Consider the following 17,437-nt stretch of genomic DNA (forward strand, 5'->3'; position numbering starts at 1 on the left):
CAAAGGATAGCCGGATTCGTCCGGTCGGCAATGCGAATGACTGAAAATGATATCGATGTCAACAGCTCTTGCATGAAGGACAGGAAAGTATATCAATAGCCGTGATTAAGATTTGCTATCGATAACAGAGAGGATGCCATGAGTGACGCCGGACAATTCGGGCCGTGGGTCAGCGACGAAGCGAAGGCGCGATTTGCCGCCTTTCTAGAAGAGTCGGTGACGCCGCCCAATCTCGCTGCGGCGCGGCCGTTCTTCCGCGACTACAACCAGCGCCTGCTGGACAAAGCGCAGGCGGGATATGCGGTCGATGTCGCCGAACGCACGATTGCCGGCGTCACGGGCTATGAGGTGGTCCCGGCGGGGGGCGCGGCCGATGCCCCGGTGCTGCTCTGCCTCCACGGCGGCGCCTTCATGTGGGGCGAAGGGCCGGGCGCGCTGCTCGAAGCGGTGCCGATTGCGGCGGTCGCCGGGATGCGCGTGCTCGCGGTCGATTATCGCCTCGCGCCCGAACATGTCTATCCGGCGGCGGTCGAGGACGTCGTCGCGGTTTACCGGGCGCTGATCGAAACGGTCGATCCCGCGCGGATCGGCATTTATGGCTGCTCGGCCGGCGCATTGCTGACGACGCAGGCGGTCGCGCGCTTCCTCCACGATGGCCTGCCGGGTCCCGGCGCGATCGGCCTGTTTCACGGCGCGCCGCTCCCCTTCTCGGGCGATGCGGCGCTGGCGCAGAAGCTGTTCGATCCGCGGGCGGGATCGGGCGCGGCGCCGAAAGTCGAGGAACTGCCCTATTTCCTGGGCGCGGACCTGTCCGATCCGCTCGTGCTGTCCGCCGGGCATCCTCAATTGCTCGCGCTGTTCCCGCCGAGCCTGCTGATTTCAGCGACCCGTGATTTTGCCGCGAGCGCCGTGTCGGTCATGCATCGCCGCCTGCTCGCGGCGGGGACCGATACAAGCTTCGTCCTGTTCGACGGGCTGTGGCACGCGCATCATATGGACGTCGACCTGCCCGAATCGGTCGAGACCTATGCGATCGTCGCGGACTTCTTCCGCAAGCGCCTCGGCTAGGGTCCCTAGCGGCTCGTCTCGCGCGCGATCAGTTCGACCGGGAGCGCGTGCGCGGGGGCAGCGGTGTCGCCTTCGATCAAGGCGATGACGGCATGGGCCAGCGCGTGGCCGGCCTCGGCGCCGTCCTGACGGATCGAACTGATCGACGGGCGATGCACGCTGGCGATCGGCGCATCGTCGAAGCCGACGATCGCGACGTCGCCGGGGACGGAAAGCTTGCGTGCCGACAGGGCATCGCACGCGCCGGCAGCGATAAAATCGCTTGCAGCAAAGACCGCGTCGAACGTCGTTCCGGCATCGAGCGCGCTGCGGATCGCCTCGGCGCCGCCCTCGGCGGTGAACGGGCAGGAAAGCGCCCCGACGAGGCGCGCCTCGCTCGAGGCCAGCGCTTCGCGAAACCCTTCGAGGCGGGCGGCGATTTCGGGATGCTGGACGTCGCCGAGGAACAGCAGGCGCGTTGCGCCGCGGCCGACCAGATGCTCGGCGGCGAGCTTGCCGCCCATGCGATTGTCGCTGCCCACGACCTTGACGCTGACGCCGGGGACGGGCTCCCCCCAGACGACCATCGGCAGGTTCATGGCGGAAACCTGCGTGACGCGGTGCGCGCCCTCGCCCTGGCCGAGCATGACCGCGCCGTCGGCCCCGACCGCGCTCGACGACAGGAAATGCTCGTTGGTGGTCAGCAGGGTCGAATAGCCGGCCGGGGTCAGCGTTTCGAGCAGGCCGCCGATGATCGACAGGATCAGCGGGTCGGTGTGCGACTGGCGGCCGGGATCGATCTGGTCGATCACGACGGCAATCGTCCGCGTTTCGCGGGTGCGCAGGCTGCGGGCCGCGACATTCATCCGGTAACCGACCTGGCCTGCGACCTGGACGATGCGTTCGCGGACTTCGGGGCGGACCAGATCGCTGCCGCGCAGGGCGCGCGACACGGTGATCTTCGAAACGCCGGCCAGCGTCGCGACCATTTCCATCGTCGGGCGTTCGCTCTTGCCTGTCCTGCTCATGGCTGCCCGTTCCCCGAAGCCGATCCCGATCGATGGCCGTTATTGATTTGCGAAGTAGCGGCGGACCAGCCCTCCGATCAAGTCATTGGCTGCCGCCACTGCGGGAATTGTGATTGGCAGGAACTGGAAACCGTGCGGCAGGCCGGGCAGGCGGCGGGCCAGCGTCTCGACGCCGGCGCGAACGAGCGCCGCAGCATAATATTCGCCATCGTCGCGCAGCGGATCTTCGGATGCGGTCAGGACGATCGCGGGCGCAAGGCCGTCGAGGCGCTCGGCACGCAGCGGCGAGACGAACGGATCGGCGACCGAACCGCTGCCGAGATAAAATTCGCGGCACGCATCGAGATAGTTTTTCGACAGGCCCGGCGCCCCGACTTCGGCGAACGACGGCAAGGAAAAACTGAGGTCGGTGGCGGGATGGATCAGCAACTGGAACAGCGGCTGCGGCTTGTTTTCGGCGCGCAGGCGGAGGGTCGCGGCGGCGGTCAGATTGCCCCCTGCGCTTTCGCCGCCGAGCGCGATGCGCGCGGGATCGCAGCCGAGATCGCCGGCCGAGCGCCGCGCCCAGTCGAGCGCGGTCATCGCATCGTCGAGTCCGGCCGGGAATTTATGCTCGGGGGCGAGGCGATAATCGACACCGAGCACCGCGCAGCTGCTCGCTGCGGCAAGGTGCCGGGTCATCGCGTCGTGCGTGTCGAGGTCGCCGAACATCCAGCCGCCGCCGTGGAGGAAGACGAGCAGCGGCAGCGGCGTGTCGGACGCCGGGCGATAGAAGCGGACCGGCACCCCGTCGGCATCGAGATTTGCGACATGGTCGATGTCGGTTCCGGGCATCGCGGCCGCCATCATCGCCATATTGGCGCGCATCATCGGTATAAGCTCCGGGGTCAGCGGCGGCATTTCCTGCGGCTGTCCGGTGAAGGCGGCGATATCGGGATCGAGCATGGGCATCCTCTGATGATTGAATCGTCTTGATGACATCGATATCAATAGGCAGCGCGCTTGTCCAACCGGCGTTTGGTGACGCACGGCCCAGACAAGAATGCGCCGGCACGATGGCCGGCGCATTCCCCCTTTCGGGACTTCATGAACGATCAGCGTTCGGCGTTGCGGTCGCTGCGCTTGCCGCGCTCTGCCTGTGGCGCAGCGCCTTCCTGCTGCTCGGCGGTGTCCTTGAGCTGGCCCTTGGTCATGCCCGTGACGAGCACGTCGCCCGACCCGGCGAAGCTGGCGGCGGGGAGCGTCGCGACGCGGTTGCCGACCTCGACCGTCACCGCCTGCACGACGCCGCTGCCGGTCTGGCGCAGTTCCTGCACATAGCCGATGACCTTGCCGCGCGTGTCGGTGACCGCCATGCCGGGTTCGACCGCGAACATGCCCGAACCGCCCGTGGCGCCGCTGCCCGCTGCGGCGAGCTGTCCCAAACTGCCCTGGAAGCTGCCTGCGGCCGATCCGGCACCGTTCGCCTGACCCGATACGCCCGAAAGCGCGCCGCCGGCTCGGTCGCGGACGCCGCCGACTGCGCCTTGCGCGGTGCCGGTCACCGTCGAAGCGGTTCCCCGCGCCGTGTCGGCTGTGCCGCTTACGGTCTGGCCGACATAATCGGTGCCGACGGCCTGCGCGTCGAGGTTGCCGCCGCCCGATGCCCGGCCCGAGCCGCTGGCGTTACCGCCGATGCTGTTGCCGAGCAGATCGCCGCCGCCGTTTGCCGACCCTTTGCCGCTGGCGTCGGCGCTGCCCTTGCCGCGGACGCGGCCCGAGCGGCGATCGATATTCGCCTCGCCGCGCCCCGAGCCGGCGAGTTCGCCCGCACTGCCGAGCGTCCCGCCGATCGGGCCGGTGGGATTGCCGAGCGTTCCGCCCAGCGTCCCGCCCAGATTTCCACCCAGCCCCCCGCTGCCGCCGAGGATCTGCGCCGATGCCGGCGCCGAGAAAGCCATTGCCGACGCGGCGAGCGCGAGGGTCGAGTTGAAGAGATATTTTTCCATTGTCCTGTTCCTGCTTGTGGCCCGGAGGGGGTGGGCCTGGGGAGAGAACGACAACGGCTGCGATTTTCTTCCGAAAAAGTTCAGTGGCCGCCGCAGGTGCCGCAGATCAGGCCGTGACCATAGATTTTGTCGCGGCCCTGCTTGCCGAGATCCTGCGCTTCCATGACGAGCGCGGTGACGGCGGGGCCGATGCGATCGATGGCCGGCACCGGATAGCGGAGCGCCAGCCGGCCGGCGACGAGCGGGGCGGCGAAGGAGGTGCCGCGCAGCCGGTTGCTGCTGCCCGCGCCGGTCGCGGCAAGGACCGCGTCGCCGGGCGCCGCGAAATCGACGTGCAGCGCGCGGCCCGCCTCGGGAAGCGCGCGGCCTTTCGCATCGACGCCGGTGACCGCGAAGACGCCGCGATAGGCGGCGGGATAGGCGGGCGGCGCGGCGGGACCGTCGTTGCCGACCGCCGCGACGATCAGCATGCCGCGCTGCTGCGCGCGCGCTATCGCCGCGGCGAGCAGCTTGTTGTCGGGGCCGACGAGGCTGATCGTCGTCACCGCGACGCCGTTCTGCGCGAGCCAGCCGAGCGCGCGCGCGATGGCACTGGCGTTACCGCCTGCAGGATCGGTGCCGTAGACGTCGGCGGCGAGCAGGTGCCGGCCCGGTGCCGCGCCGCGAACCGCCCCGTTGCCGATAAGCAGCGAAGCGACGGCGGTGCCGTGGCGGCTTGCCGCAGGAGCGCCCTTGGCAAAGCCGCGCTGTTCGACGCGCCCGGCGACCGAGGGATGTGCGGCAACGCCGCCGTCGATCAGGCCGAGCGCGGCGCCTCCGCTTCCCTGCGCGGTCGCCAGCGCCGCACCGGGCAGCGCGCCGCCGGGCCCGCTGGCGAAATAGATATTGTCGACATCGACCTCCGCTTCCGGCAACAGCTTTGCGAGCTGTTTGCGCGCCCGCGCGAGGCTGCGGTCGCCCGGAACCCGGAAGCGGGCGATGTCGAGATCGAGACCGTCGATCCGCTCGCGATCGATCAGCGCGAAGCCCTGTTTCGCTGCAGCACCGATCATCGCTTCGTCGACGCCGCTGGCGATCAGGGTGCCGCGCACCGCGGGCTCGCCGCGCTCGTCGAGCTCGATGCGGTCGCGATTGCCCCTGAGCAGGCTGTCGATGCGGTCGCGACGGAGCTGCGCCAGCGTTCCGCCGAGGCCGGCCAGCCGCTCGGCCGGAAGGTCGGCGAGCGGCGGCAGCGTGGGGAGGTCGCCGGGCAACCGGGCCGACGGCAGCGCGAGCTGCGCGTGCAGGCTTCCCGTCGTCCCGGCAAGGAGCAGGGCGGTCATCGCCAAAATTGTCGCGGTCCGTTGCATGATCGTCCTCGAACGCCCGGCTTCGCTGGCCGATGCAAAAAATTTAGCACGCTGCGGAAGAAACGATAGAAGCCTGTCGTTTCTTCCTGTGACCGTGAAGAAAAAGGCGACGATGCGCTTTGAAGAGCAATTGATCGAGCTGCTGCCCCGGCTGCGCCGTTTCGCGCGGGGGTTGGTGCGCGAGGCGAGCGACGCCGACGACCTGTGTCAGGGTGCGATCGAGCGCGCGTTGAAATCACAGGGCCAATGGCAGCAAGGGACGAGACTGGACAGCTGGATGTACCGGATCATTCGCAATCTCTGGATCGACGAGCGGCGCGCCGCCGGGCGGCGCGGCGTCCATACCCCGATCGACGATGCGGTGACGCAGGTCGCCGGCGACGGCGCCGCCGAGGTCGAAGTGGGCGCGCTGCGCGGCGATGTTGACGGTGCGATGGCGCGCCTGCCCGACGAGCAGCGCGAGGTCGTGATGCTCGTCCTCGTCGAAGGCTATGCCTATCGCGAGGCCGCCGAGATATTGGAGGTGCCGGTGGGCACTGTCACCTCGCGCCTCGCGCGCGGGCGTGAAACGCTGATGCATCTGCTGGGAGAAGCGGCATGAGCTTCGACCCCGAAACCATTGCCGCCTTCGTCGATGGCGAACTCGATGATCTCACTGCGCATCGCATCGCGCGCGAAGCGGCAGCGGATGCCGCGCTGGTGGCCAAGATCGCCCGCTATCGCGCGCTTCGTTCGACGCTGACGGCGCATTATGCGCCGGTGGTCGAGGAAGCGGTGCCCGACAGGTTGCGCGCGTTGCTGGAAGGGAACGCCAAGGTCGACACGAGCCTTGCCGAGCGCCGCGAAAACAAACGCCCGCGCTTTGCGGCGATCCACTGGGGCGCGGTCGCTGCCGCGCTTGTTCTTGGGCTGACGCTCGGCGTCAAGCCGTGGATGCCGGCGGCCAACGTGACCAGCGCCAACGGGACGCTCGTTGCGGCGGGCGGGCTGGCCAAGGCGCTCGATACCCAGCTTGCCTCGAACCAGCCGGACAATGCGGCGGTGCGGATCGGCCTCAGCTTCCGCGACCGGAGCGGCCGTATCTGCCGCAGCTTCGCAGGAGCCGACCTTGCCGGCATCGGCTGCCGCGACGGGGGACGCTGGATGCTTGAACGCACGCTGGCCGGGCAGCAGAGCCATGCTTACCGGCAGGCCTCTTCGGGTGTGCTCGCCGCCGACGCGGCAACGATGATGGCGGGCGAACCTTTCGATGCCGCTGCCGAGCGCGCGGCGCAGGCGTCGGGATGGGCGGCGGCGCCTCAGCCGTAGCGGACGCCCTCCTCCCGCTCCTTCAACAGCTTGAGCGTCTGCTCGCGCATCGCGAATTTCTGGACCTTGCCGGTCACCGTCATCGGGAAGCCGTCGACGAAGAGGATGTGGCGCGGGATCTTGAAATGGGCGATGCGGCCGCGGCAATGCGCGCGGACATCGTCTTCGGTGAGGGGCGCTCCGGCGCGCGCGACGATCCAGACACACATTTCCTCGCCATATTTTTCGTCGGGGATGCCGACGCCCTGAACGTCGACAATGTCGGGATGAGTGAGCAGATATTCCTCGATCTCGCGCGGATAGATATTCTCGCCGCCGCGGATCACCATGTCCTTGATGCGCCCGACGATCCGGCAATAGCCATCCTCGTCGATCGTCGCGAGATCGCCGGTGTGCATCCAGCCGTCGGCATCGAGCGCTTCGGCGGTGCGTTCGGCATCGTCCCAATAGCCGAGCATCACCGAATAGCCGCGCGTGCACAGTTCGCCGGTCTCCCCCCGCGCGACGATATTGCCGCCGAGGTCGATGAGCTTGACCTCGAGGTGCGGCTGGACGCGACCGACGGTCGAAACGCGCAGGTCGAGCGGGTCGTCGGTATCGCTCTGGAAGCTCACCGGGCTCGTTTCGGTCATTCCATAGGCAATGGTGACCTGATCCATATGCATCCGGTCGATCACCTCACGCATCACCGCCATCGGGCAGGGCGATCCCGCCATGATCCCGGTGCGCAGCGACGACAGGTCGAAGCGGTCGAAGTCGGGGTGCTGGAGCGCGGCGATAAACATGGTCGGCACGCCGTAGAGCGCGGTGCAGCGTTCGGCTTCGACGGTTTCGAGCACCGCGCCCGGGTCGAAGGCTTCGGCCGGATAGACCATCGTCGCGCCGTGGACCGCGCAGGCGAGATTGCCCATCACCATGCCGAAACAATGATAGAGCGGGACGGGGATGCACAGCCTGTCCCGAGAGGTCAGGCCGATCCGCGCGCCGACGAAGGCGCCGTTGTTGAGGATGTTCCGGTGCGACAGCGTCGCGCCTTTGGGAAAGCCGGTCGTCCCGCTGGTGAACTGGATGTTCACCGGCATCGCCGGGTCGAGCCGGATATCCGCCAGCGCGGAGATGTCGTTGCCGGCAAGGGCCGCGAACGGCAGGCAGCCCGCATGTTCAGTCTCGCCGAGCACGAAGACGAGGCGGAGATCGGGCAGGCGCGCCGCGTGCAGCATGCCGGGCGGGGCGGTCGCCAGCTCGGGCGCCAGTTCGCCCAGCATCGCGACATAATCGCTGCTCTTGTGCGACGGCGCGAGGATGAGTGCCGCGCAGCCCACCTTGTTCAGCGCATAATCGAGTTCGGCGACCCTGTACGCCGGGTTGATGTTGACGAGGATCAGTCCGGCCTTTGCGGTCGCGAACTGGACGACCACCCATTCGGCGCAATTGGGCGCCCAGATGCCGACGCGGTCGCCGGGTTTCAACCCGCGTTCGAGCAGGCCGGCCGCGACCGCATCGACCCGTTCGCGAAGCGCGCGCCACGTCCAGCGCACATTCTGGTGCCGGACGACCAGCGCTTCGCCATCGGCATAACGCTCCGCCGTCCGATCGAACAGCGCGCCGATCGTCATCTCGATCAGCGCTTCGCTATGATCGCCGCGTACGAAACTATCGGTCATGCATCCGCTTTCTCAAATTCGGCGTCGCGCAATTCCTTGCGCCGGATCTTGCCGCTGACCGTCTTGGGCAGGCTTTCGACGAATTCGATGCGGCGGGGGTATTTATAGGGCGCTGTCGCCGCTTTGACATGGTCTTGCAGCGCTTTTGCCAGATCGTCCGAAGGGCGATGGCCGCGGGCGAGGACGACGAACGCCTTCACCACCTCGCCGCGCGTCGGATCGGGGCTGGCGACGACGGCGCTTTCGGCGACCGCCTCATGCTCGAACAGCACGCTTTCGACCTCGAACGGTCCGATCCGGTAACCCGAAGAGAGAATGACGTCGTCGGCGCGGCCGACGAACCAGAAATAGCCGTCGGCATCGACCGTCGCGCGGTCGCCGGTCAGGTACCAGCCACCGCGGAACACGTTTGCCGTGCGGTCGGGATCGCCGCGGTAACCGAGAAAGAGGCCGGGCGGGCGCCCCTCGCCGACACGCAGCGCGATATCGCCTTCCTCGTCCGGCGGCAGGATGGCGCCGTCGTGACCGATGACCGCCAGGTCGATGCCGGGAGTCGGACGCCCCATCGCGCCCTGCCGCGCGGCGCCGGGACGGTTGCAGCAGAGCAGCACCGTTTCGGTCTGGCCGTAACCGTCGTGGATATCGAGCCCGGTCGCCTGTTTCCAGAGGTCGATCACCTCGGGATTGAGCGGTTCGCCGGCGCTGACGCAGTGGCGGAGGTGCGCAAAGCTGCGTCCCGCCAGATCGCCGCGCACGAACATCCGGTAAGCGGTTGGCGGCGCGCAGAGAGTCGTCACCGGGTGGCGTTCGAGCAGGTCCATCGCCGCCGCCGGATCGAACCCGGGCGCATGGTTGACGAAGATCGCGGCGCCCATCAGCCATGGCGCGAACAGGCTACTCCACGCCGCCTTCGCCCAGCCGGTATCGGACATGTTCCAGTGGAGGTGTCCGGGCCCGAGGTCGAGCCAGAAGCGACCGGTGATCTCGTGCGCGAGCGGATAGCCGGCGCCGTGGATCGTCATTTTCGGCTGGCCGGTCGTCCCGCTGGTGAAATAGCAAAGCGCCGGATCGTCGAAGGCAGTGTCGGCGATCTCGGCGAGCGGGGTGGCGGCGGCTTTGGCCGCGCCATAGTCGATCCAACCCTGACGGGGGCCGCCGATGTGGATCAGCGGGATTGCCGCATCGACCGGCGTTTCGTCCACCCGCGGCGCAACGTCGACCCCGGCGACGATACAGCGTGCCTCGGCTGCCGCGCAGCGATAGGCAATATCCTTGGGCGTCAACTGTACCGTGCCAGGCGAGGCAATCGCGCCCAGCCGCAGGCATGCGAGCATCAACTCCCACCATTCGATCTCGCGCGACATCAGAATGAGTACGGTGTCGCCGCGCCGGACCCCGGCGGCGTGCAGAACGGCGGCGGCACGCGCGGCATGGTCCGACAGTTCGGCGAAGCTGCGGTCGACGACGGCGCCGCCGCCGTCGGTCCACAGCATCGCGCGGTCGTCCGGCCGCTCCTTCGCCAGCCGATCGATCGCGTCGCGCGCGAAATTATAGTGCGTCGGCGGATTCCAGTCGAAGACTTCGCTCATCCGCCACGGGCCACGTTGATGACCGACAATTGGGTATATTCGGCGAGGCCTTCCTCGGACTGTTCGACGCCGAGGCCGGAGGATTTGACCCCGGCCATCGGAATGTGCGGCCCGATCGCGACATGCTGGTTGACCCATACCGATCCGCTTTCGATCCGGTCGGCGACCGACATTCCGCGCTCGACGTCGGACGACCAGACCGAAGCACCTAGTCCATAGGGCGATGCGTTCGCGCGCGCGACGACGTCGTCGATGTCCGAATAACGGATGACCGGCAGGATCGGCCCGAACTGTTCCTCGTCGACGATCTCGTCGCCGTCGGTGACGTCGCGGACGATCGTCGGGCGCAGGAAATAGCCGGCGCGGTCGATGACTTCGCCGCCCGCGACGATCGTGCCGTCGCGGCGCGCGCTTTCGAGAAAGGCCTTCACCTTCTCATATTGCGCCTTGTTCTGGATCGGACCGATCTGCGCGCCCTGCGCCAGCCCGTCATCAACCACCGCGGCCTCGGCAAGCCGCGCCAGCTCGTCGCACATCGCGTCATAGATGCTGTCGTGGACATAGGCGCGCTTGATCGCGAGGCAGACCTGCCCGCAGTTCAAAAAGGCGGCGTTGAAAATGCCCTGTGCCGTCGCACGCACATCGACATCGTCGAGCACGATGCCGGGATCGTTGCCGCCGAGTTCGAGCGTCAGCCGCTTGAGCCCGTCGGCAGCGCTCGCCATGATCTTCTTGCCCGTGGCGGTCGATCCGGTGAAGCCGACCTTGGCGATGCGCGGGTCGGCGGTGAGGTAACCGCCGAGATCATTGGCGTCGGTGATGATGTTGACGACACCGGCCGGGAAGATGTCGCGGCAGAGCTCGCCGAGCATCAGCGCGGTGACCGGCGTCGTCGGCGCGGGCTTGAGGACGATCGTGTTCCCAGCGATCACCGCCGGTCCGATCTTCCAGCAGGCGACGAGCAGCGGGAAATTCCACGCGATGATTCCCGCGACGACGCCGAGCGGCTTGCGGCGGACGCGGATCAGCCCGTCGGCATCGTCCTGGATCGTCCGTTCGGCGATCTGGAGTGTCGCATAGTGGCGGAGGTAACCCTCGGCCCAGGCGATCTCGCCCTGCGCTTCGGCAAGCGGCTTGCCCTGTTCCTGCGTCAGCGCACGCGCCAGCCTGTCGGCATTGGCGACGATCGCGTCGGCGAGCTGACTGACCTTGGCCTGCCGCTCGGCCAGCGGCACTTCGGCCCATCCGGGGAAGGCGGTGGCGGCCGCCTCGATCGCTTCGTCGGCCTGCCGCTCGGAGGCGCGGGCGACGGTCGCGAATATCTCCTCGGTCGCGGGGTTGATTACGTCCATCGCGTGGTCGCCTTCGACGAGCTGGCCGCCGATCAGCATTTTGTAATCAGACATCCATTCTCTCCGGTCAGAATTTCGTGCCCACGGTCACGCCATAGGTTCGCGGCGTTCCGACATGGTTATAGTCGAAGCCGAAGCCCGCGAGCAGGTCGACGCGCGAGGTGAAATAGAATTTGTTGGTCAGGTTCTTGCCCCATACCGACGCCGTCCAGCGCCCGTCGGCCGACTCCCAGTCGATATGGCCCGAAAGCAGCACATAGCTTTTCTGGCGGAGGCGGGGGATGTTGAGCACTTCGAAATATTGGCTCGATGAATAGTTGAGGTCGCCGTGCAGGCTGAGCTTGCCGCTGCCGCCGTCGATCACGGTCGCATCGACGCCGCCGGTGAAGGTCAGCTTCGGCGCGTTCGACAGGTTGTTGCCGCTGACATCGACCCCGCTGACGGTGCCGCGCTTGATCTTGGTATCGAGGATGCCGACCCCGGCGCGCAGCGTGGCCATGTCGGTGGCGCGCACCGTCAGCTCGGCCTCGCCCCCCAATATCTGTGACCGCGGAATGTTCAGCAACGTCTGCGCGGCGGTTGCCGGATCGACGTTGATGAACTGCTGGTTGCTGTAGGTGTAGCGGAACCCCGCCATGTTAAGCGTGACGCGGCGGTCGGCGAACTGGCTCTTCAGCCCGAGTTCGAACGCGTCGATCTTTTCGGCCTTCGCGACCGACAGTTCCGACGGGTCGAAAAAGGCCTGCGCGTTGAAGCTCGGCGCGCGATAGCCGCGGCTGTAGTTGCCATAGACCATGACGTCGGGGTTGATCTTGTAATCGGCGCCGATCTTCCCCGACAGGTTTTCGGTGCTGTAATCGAGCCGCGACGGCGGGATCAGGTTCATCACCAGCACTTCATTAGGACCAAAGGCATTCGCCTCGAAATTGCTCTGCACCCCCTTGTCGTGCGTGAAGCGGACGCCGCCGCGCAGGGTCAGCTGGTCGGTGACCTCGAAGCTCATGTCCGAATAGAGCGCATAGCTTTTCTTGAGCTGGTCGAAGCTGTTGCGGAACAGGCAGCCGAGCGGAAATCCGACCGCGCAATCATTATCGGTGACGCCGGGCAGGCCGTCGGAATCGATGTCCTTGCCGATCTCGAACGTCGTCTGGTTATAGACCTTCTCGCGGTTGAAATAGGCGCCGAGGATGAAGTTGAACGGCCCGCCGAAATCGCTGGTGAGGCGGAGGTCCTGCGCGAATTGCGTAGCCCGGTCGGCATAGGGGATTTCGAGCAGCTCGCTCGCGGTGCCGTCGGTATCTTCGTAGAAGCTCAGCCGTCCCTTGTCCCACGAGGTGACGCTGGTGATCGCGAGCGCGTCGGAGATATCGATCGTGCCGGTCAGCGATACCGACCAGGTGCGGGCGCGGCGGCGGTCGGTGACATTCGCCTCGATCTGGCGGCGGCCGAGACCGGGGCGGTTCACCGCTTCGGGCTGAGCATAGATGCCATAGTTGCGCGGGTTCTGGTAGCTGGTCGAGGCGCGGAGGACAAAGCGGGCGCTATCGCTCGGTTCGAAAAGCAGGCTGCCGCGCACGCCATATTCGCGGACGCTCGCAAGGTCGGGTTCGCCGGGAAGCTGGTTCTTGAACCAGCCGTCGGCGCGCGCGAAGGTGAAAGCGACACGCGCCGCCAATGTCTCGCCGAGCGGGACGCTGACCGCACCATTGGCTTCGTAGCGGTTGTAGTTGCCGTAGCCGAGGTTGAGATAGCCCTCGGTATCGCCGAGCACCGGGGTCCGGCTGATCAGGTTGACCGCGCCGCCGGTGGTGTTCTTGCCGTAAAGCGTGCCCTGCGGCCCGCGCAGCACCTCGACGCGTTCGAGGTCGTACATGGCGACGCCGAGAAAAGCGAAATTGCCCTTGTAGACTTCGTCATAATAGGTCGCGACGGGGCTCGCCTGATTGAGGCTGTAGTCCGACATCGACACGCCGCGCAGCGCGAAGATCGGCGTGTTGTCGCCGACGGTCGAAGTGAGCTGGAGGTTGACGATCTTGCCCGCGAGTTCGTCGGCCTGCGTCACCCGCTGTTTTTCGAGCGAGTCACCGCCGAGCGCGCTGACCGCGATCGGCACGTCCTGCAGGCGCTCGGACCGCTTCTGCGGGTCACGACGATGTCGGTGCCGTCGGTGGTTTCGGCCACCGCGACTTCGGTCGCGGCCTCCTGCGCCAACGCCGGCGCGGAAACCCCCGCCATGAGCAAGGCCAGTAGCGGACGCGTGGCGCCGCGCATCATCAGCTTAGTCATTGAAAATACTCCCCTGTCATTTTTGTTTCTATGGCTTCCCGGCGGGGGCGAAGCGGGCGACCATGCCCGCCCGCACCGCCGCCGCTTCGGTCCGCAGCGGCTTCAGCCGCAACCGGCCCACCTCGGCGGGTGTGTAGGGTGTGAAATCGCCGGGAACATGCGCGGGATCGAAGCGCAGGAGCGACCAGTTCAGCACTTCGGCCAGCGCCTCGTCCGACAATGCGGCGGTCGCGACGCCTGGCACCTGCGCCAGATATTCGCGCCCGCCCGGCACCTGCAGGAACTGCGCGACGAACCCCGCCATCGTCGGGGTCGTCTGCGGCGACCCCGTCGCATCGGCGCGGTGACAGCCCTGACAGGTCAGGATCCAGTTCTGCCGCGCCCGCGCCGGATTGGCGACGCCCGGCATCGCTGCGGTCTCGCTCGAAGACGGGCTGCCCGAAACGGGCGTCGCCACGGCCGCCCCGGTCGCCAGCATCAGCGCGGGGACGGCCAGCCATTTCATTTGCCGGCAACGCTCGGTTGGAGACGCCCGACCGCGGCGGAATTGAGCGAGGCGCTGCCCGCGCGATATCCCGCGATCTCGCGCGCGGTGAAAGCTTTTGCCGAGCCGCCGCGAACCACATGGTTGAGCACCGCCGCGACCTGCGCGTCATTGAGCCCGGCTTGCGCCGGCATCATTCCGCGATAGGCCTTGCCTTCGACCGTGATCGGTCCCGACACGCCGCGGATCACGACGAGCGCGAGATAACGGCGTCCGGCGGCGGTTCCGGCCAGCGCCCGGACATCGCTCTTCAGCGGCGGGAAGGCACCGGGAACCCCAGCGCCGTTCGCCAGATGACACGCCGCGCAGCGCTTGTAGATCGTCGCACCGTCGTCGGCGGCGGTCGCCGGTCCGGCGGCTGTCAGCCCGGCCAGCGCGAAGAGGATCGCCCACCGCGTCATCACTGCTGCTCCAGCGCGACGCCGAGGATGACGGCGGTCGAGCAATTGTAGATCGCGCTCGACGTGCCGAGGCACCAGTTGATGTCGTTGTTCGCCTGCGGGCGGACCATCGGCCGGTCGCGTTCGTTGCGGTTGCAAAGGCAGCGCCCGCATGAGGATTTGCCGCAGCAGTCGTTGTAACTGATGATATAGGCGCGGTTGTCGGCGGGGTTCTGGCAGGTGCCGATCCAGGTGATCGGCGACATTTCGGTGCCCGGCGGGCAACTGCTCGCGGTGCCGCCGCAGCAACTGCACAGAAAACCGTCGATCGCGCAATACCGCCAGTAATCGCACTGGGTCTGGTCCCCGGGGTCCTGCGGATTGCCGGTCGTTTGCGGCGCGACGGGATCGCCGCCGCTATGGCCATGACCCTGAGCCTGCGCCCGCGACACCGGCAAGACAGGAATGACCGCGGCCCCCGTAATTGCGCCGCCGATCAGCGTCAGCAAGCTGCGCCGCGATGTCGCGCGCGCGACCTGGCGGGTCATTTTTTCGGAAAATTTGTCCAGTCCCGACATATTCATCCCCTTCTTGTCGCGGCGTGCGCGATCAACCGCGCGCGAGATATTCCTGGATCGACGCGACGCGGCGTTCCTTGGCTTCGAACAGGCTTTCGAGATGCTCGCGGTTGTTGACGAGGCCGAGCGAGGCGATGTTGCCGTCCTCGTCGATCAGCACGGCATAAGGCAGCTTCGATACGCCGAGCGACCGGCCGAGCTCCTCGGACAGCACATAGTCGAAGCCCGTCAGCCCCTCGGCCATCGCCAGCCGGCGATGGGCCGCGGCGTCGCCGTCGCTTGCCAGCACCACATCGAGCCAGCCGCGCTCGGCGCCGCTTGCCGAACGGACGACGGGCAAAAGCGTCTTGCACACCGGACAGTCGGGCGAGAGGAAGAAGATGAGCTGGCCGCGGCGCTGCCGCTTGCCCCCGATCGCGACCTGCCGCCCGTCGAGGGTTTCGAGCGTCATTTCGGGCGCCTTGTCGCCGACATTGACCTTCTGGTGCAGCGTCAGCGCACCCGCCGGGGCAATGCGTTCGTGCAGTACGCCGACCTGCCGGGCGAGCGCCGCGACGAGGACGCCGAGGACCCCGACGGCGATCCACAGTAGGATTTGTGAAGCAAGGAAGAATCCGGTCATCGGGCAGCACTCCGGCTGGTGGCGGGAAGATGGGCGATTTCGCCGGCTGCGAAGAGCAGCGCGACAAAGGCGAGGGCGGTGAGGATCGACTGGATGTCGAAGCCGCCGCCCCCCACGGGAGAGATGATGAGGACAAGCGCGCCGGCGGCGAGCGCGATCGCGCGGCCGATGACGAAGAGGCCGATCCCGCGCCGCGGCTTGCCGAAATCGCACCCGCAGTCGATCGTGCCGTCGCCGCGCCGCCGCGCCGCAAACAGTGCGGCGGCGTAAAGCGACCACAGCAGTGCAGCGAGCAATGCGCCGGTCGGTCGCGAAGCCGGAAAGAGCAGCGCGAGCGCCGCGGTCGCCTCGATCGCGGCGGCCGCCATCGTGACGGGCATGGCGACGGCCGGGTTCAGCCGCAGTAATCCGGCGGTTGCTCGCGTCAGCCGGGTTGGGTGGGAGAGCTTGTGCGCCGCCGAAGTGCCGAGCATCGTTGCCAGAAACAGGGTGAGGACGGAAAGGGCCGTAGCCATCAGCGCGCTGCCGTCATCGTCATCGGATCGTGCACGACGCTGGCAACCGTCCGGACGAATGCGCCGCTCGCCGCGTCATAGACGTCGAGCGATCCGTCTGTACGCGACGCGACAAGCAATGGCTTTTGCTGTTGCGTCGCTTCGATCGACAGGCTGTGGTTCTTGAGCGCGATGCGGCGGACCAGCGTCTTTGCCTTGGGGTCGATGACCCACGCCTCGGTGCCGCCGTCCTTGTGCGATCCTTCGACGCCCTTGGGGTTCATCAGCACGTAGAGCAGCCCGGCGCGGTCGGCCGAGATGACCTGCCAGCCGGCGGGGCGCCATTCGGGTTCGCCGCCTGCCTGCGGCGGGATCGCGAAACTGCCGAGGTCTTTCGCTGCGGCTCCCGCAAAATCGATCGCGCGCAAATTGCCCTTGAAGCTGACGAACCAGCCCGTCCGCCCGACCATCGCCGGGGTCATGAACAGCGGGTCGTCGTCGATATCGTTGAACGCCTCGCTGGTGACCGCCGGTCCGGCCTTGCCGGCGGCGTCGAGCGCGATGCTGGTCATCGTGCCGTCGGCGCAGAGCGAAGTGAAACCGCGCGGCCCGGTCGGATAGACGAGCGAGCAGCCCGGCAGGTCGATGTCCGACAATATCTTGCGGCCATCCAGGTCGACGACGGTCACCGACGATCCGGGCGTGAAGTTGAAGACCAGCGCCCATTTTTCGTCGTTGGTCAGTTGCAGGCTGTTGCGCAGCGTGACGAACAGGCCGCGCTTGCCGCCGGGCAGCACGATCTCGTCCTTCGGAGCCAGCGTTTTCGTATCCCAGATGGTGATGACGTCGGTGCGATCGCCGCGGGTCAGCCGCGAATAGAAGGTTTCGCTGACATAGATTTCGGCGCGCGTCGTCGACGGCAGGATGTTGCCGAACTGCGCGACGGGGATCTGGCCGCGCAGATTGTGGTTTGCGGCGGCGACATCGACGATCGCGGCGCGCCCGTCGGGCAGGCTGTTGAAGTGCAGGTCGTGCACGAAAACCCAGCTATCGGGATAGCGTTCGGGCAATTCGGAAACGGTCGGGACCGGCTCCTCAGGCAGCGGCTGCGGAAAATTTTGTGCGCCCGCCGCGCTGGCTGACATCAGCAACATGGCAAAAGCCGCCATTCGATCGACGCGCGCCATTCCGGCCTCCCTGATTCAATC

Annotated in this window: 18 protein-coding genes; 3 read left to right on the forward strand and 15 right to left on the reverse strand. The window is 67.1% G+C overall.

What is annotated here, in order from left to right; genetic code table 11:
- The first annotated feature begins 138 nt into the window (after window positions 1-138).
- Entirely contained in the window at window positions 139-1,068 is a 930-nt protein-coding gene (locus AN936_RS02765; protein WP_054586802.1) for an alpha/beta hydrolase, read from the forward strand.
- A 5-nt stretch (window positions 1,069-1,073) separates the two neighbouring features.
- Here the strand turns inward: AN936_RS02765 and AN936_RS02770 are convergent, their stop codons facing one another.
- The 4 genes from AN936_RS02770 to AN936_RS02785 all read right to left on the reverse strand — a co-directional run bounded on the left by AN936_RS02770 (window position 1,074) and on the right by AN936_RS02785 (window position 5,385).
- On the reverse strand, window positions 1,074-2,075 hold the full coding sequence (locus tag AN936_RS02770; protein WP_084758137.1) for a LacI family DNA-binding transcriptional regulator: 1,002 nt from the start codon (window positions 2,073-2,075) through the stop codon (window positions 1,074-1,076).
- A gap of 39 nt (window positions 2,076-2,114) precedes the next feature.
- Entirely contained in the window at window positions 2,115-3,020 is a 906-nt protein-coding gene (locus AN936_RS02775) for an alpha/beta hydrolase (RefSeq protein ID WP_234715720.1), read from the reverse strand.
- Between the two features lie 149 nt (window positions 3,021-3,169).
- Complete coding sequence (locus AN936_RS02780) at window positions 3,170-4,063, reverse strand: hypothetical protein (RefSeq protein WP_054586805.1); 894 nt, start codon at window positions 4,061-4,063, stop codon at window positions 3,170-3,172.
- A gap of 80 nt (window positions 4,064-4,143) precedes the next feature.
- On the reverse strand, window positions 4,144-5,385 hold the full coding sequence (locus AN936_RS02785; protein ID WP_054590063.1) for a S8 family serine peptidase: 1,242 nt from the start codon (window positions 5,383-5,385) through the stop codon (window positions 4,144-4,146).
- A 139-nt stretch (window positions 5,386-5,524) separates the two neighbouring features.
- Between AN936_RS02785 and AN936_RS02790 the strand changes: the two genes are divergently transcribed.
- Both AN936_RS02790 and AN936_RS02795 read left to right on the forward strand, forming a co-directional pair.
- Window positions 5,525-6,013: an RNA polymerase sigma factor gene (locus AN936_RS02790; protein WP_054590064.1), complete on the forward strand. Its 489-nt coding sequence runs from the start codon at window positions 5,525-5,527 to the stop codon at window positions 6,011-6,013.
- Window positions 6,010-6,720, forward strand: a complete 711-nt coding sequence (locus tag AN936_RS02795) for a hypothetical protein (RefSeq protein ID WP_054586806.1) — start codon at window positions 6,010-6,012, stop codon at window positions 6,718-6,720. The genes AN936_RS02790 and AN936_RS02795 overlap by 4 nt, the downstream gene beginning before the upstream one ends.
- Here the strand turns inward: AN936_RS02795 and AN936_RS02800 are convergent.
- From AN936_RS02800 to AN936_RS02845, 11 genes are read right to left on the reverse strand one after another with little or no spacing between them, the layout of a single operon-like run.
- Window positions 6,711-8,384, reverse strand: coding sequence for an AMP-binding protein (locus AN936_RS02800; RefSeq protein WP_054586807.1), 1,674 nt, complete (start codon window positions 8,382-8,384; stop codon window positions 6,711-6,713). The genes AN936_RS02795 and AN936_RS02800 overlap by 10 nt on opposite strands.
- Window positions 8,381-9,973 carry an AMP-binding protein gene (locus AN936_RS02805; protein ID WP_054586808.1) on the reverse strand — a complete coding sequence of 531 codons (1,593 nt, stop codon included), beginning with the start codon at window positions 9,971-9,973 and terminating at the stop codon, window positions 8,381-8,383. Before AN936_RS02805 ends, AN936_RS02800 begins: the two co-directional genes overlap by 4 nt.
- Entirely contained in the window at window positions 9,970-11,379 is a 1,410-nt protein-coding gene (locus tag AN936_RS02810; RefSeq protein ID WP_054586809.1) for an aldehyde dehydrogenase family protein, read from the reverse strand. Before AN936_RS02810 ends, AN936_RS02805 begins: the two co-directional genes overlap by 4 nt.
- A gap of 13 nt (window positions 11,380-11,392) precedes the next feature.
- Window positions 11,393-13,438: a TonB-dependent receptor gene (locus AN936_RS02815; RefSeq protein WP_234715721.1), complete on the reverse strand. Its 2,046-nt coding sequence runs from the start codon at window positions 13,436-13,438 to the stop codon at window positions 11,393-11,395.
- Window positions 13,384-13,611, reverse strand: a complete 228-nt coding sequence (locus AN936_RS25365) for a hypothetical protein (protein ID WP_234715722.1) — start codon at window positions 13,609-13,611, stop codon at window positions 13,384-13,386. Before AN936_RS25365 ends, AN936_RS02815 begins: the two co-directional genes overlap by 55 nt.
- A 28-nt stretch (window positions 13,612-13,639) precedes the next feature.
- On the reverse strand, window positions 13,640-14,116 hold the full coding sequence (locus AN936_RS02820) for a cytochrome C (protein WP_234715723.1): 477 nt from the start codon (window positions 14,114-14,116) through the stop codon (window positions 13,640-13,642).
- Window positions 14,113-14,556: a c-type cytochrome gene (locus tag AN936_RS02825; protein WP_054586810.1), complete on the reverse strand. Its 444-nt coding sequence runs from the start codon at window positions 14,554-14,556 to the stop codon at window positions 14,113-14,115. The genes AN936_RS02820 and AN936_RS02825 overlap by 4 nt, the downstream gene beginning before the upstream one ends.
- Window positions 14,556-15,113: a methylamine dehydrogenase light chain gene (locus AN936_RS02830; protein WP_054590066.1), complete on the reverse strand. Its 558-nt coding sequence runs from the start codon at window positions 15,111-15,113 to the stop codon at window positions 14,556-14,558. The genes AN936_RS02825 and AN936_RS02830 overlap by 1 nt, the downstream gene beginning before the upstream one ends.
- Before the next feature lie 31 nt (window positions 15,114-15,144).
- Entirely contained in the window at window positions 15,145-15,735 is a 591-nt protein-coding gene (locus tag AN936_RS02835; protein WP_054586811.1) for a redoxin family protein, read from the reverse strand.
- Window positions 15,732-16,250, reverse strand: a complete 519-nt coding sequence (locus AN936_RS02840; RefSeq protein ID WP_054586812.1) for a MauE/DoxX family redox-associated membrane protein — start codon at window positions 16,248-16,250, stop codon at window positions 15,732-15,734. Before AN936_RS02840 ends, AN936_RS02835 begins: the two co-directional genes overlap by 4 nt.
- A complete protein-coding gene (locus AN936_RS02845; RefSeq protein ID WP_234715724.1) occupies window positions 16,250-17,416 on the reverse strand; it encodes an amine dehydrogenase large subunit in 1,167 nt (388 codons plus the stop codon). Before AN936_RS02845 ends, AN936_RS02840 begins: the two co-directional genes overlap by 1 nt.
- Window positions 17,417-17,437 lie beyond the last annotated feature (21 nt).

Origin of the sequence: Sphingopyxis macrogoltabida, from assembly GCF_001307295.1 — a bacterium.
GTDB classification, from domain to species: domain Bacteria; phylum Pseudomonadota; class Alphaproteobacteria; order Sphingomonadales; family Sphingomonadaceae; genus Sphingopyxis; species Sphingopyxis macrogoltabida_B.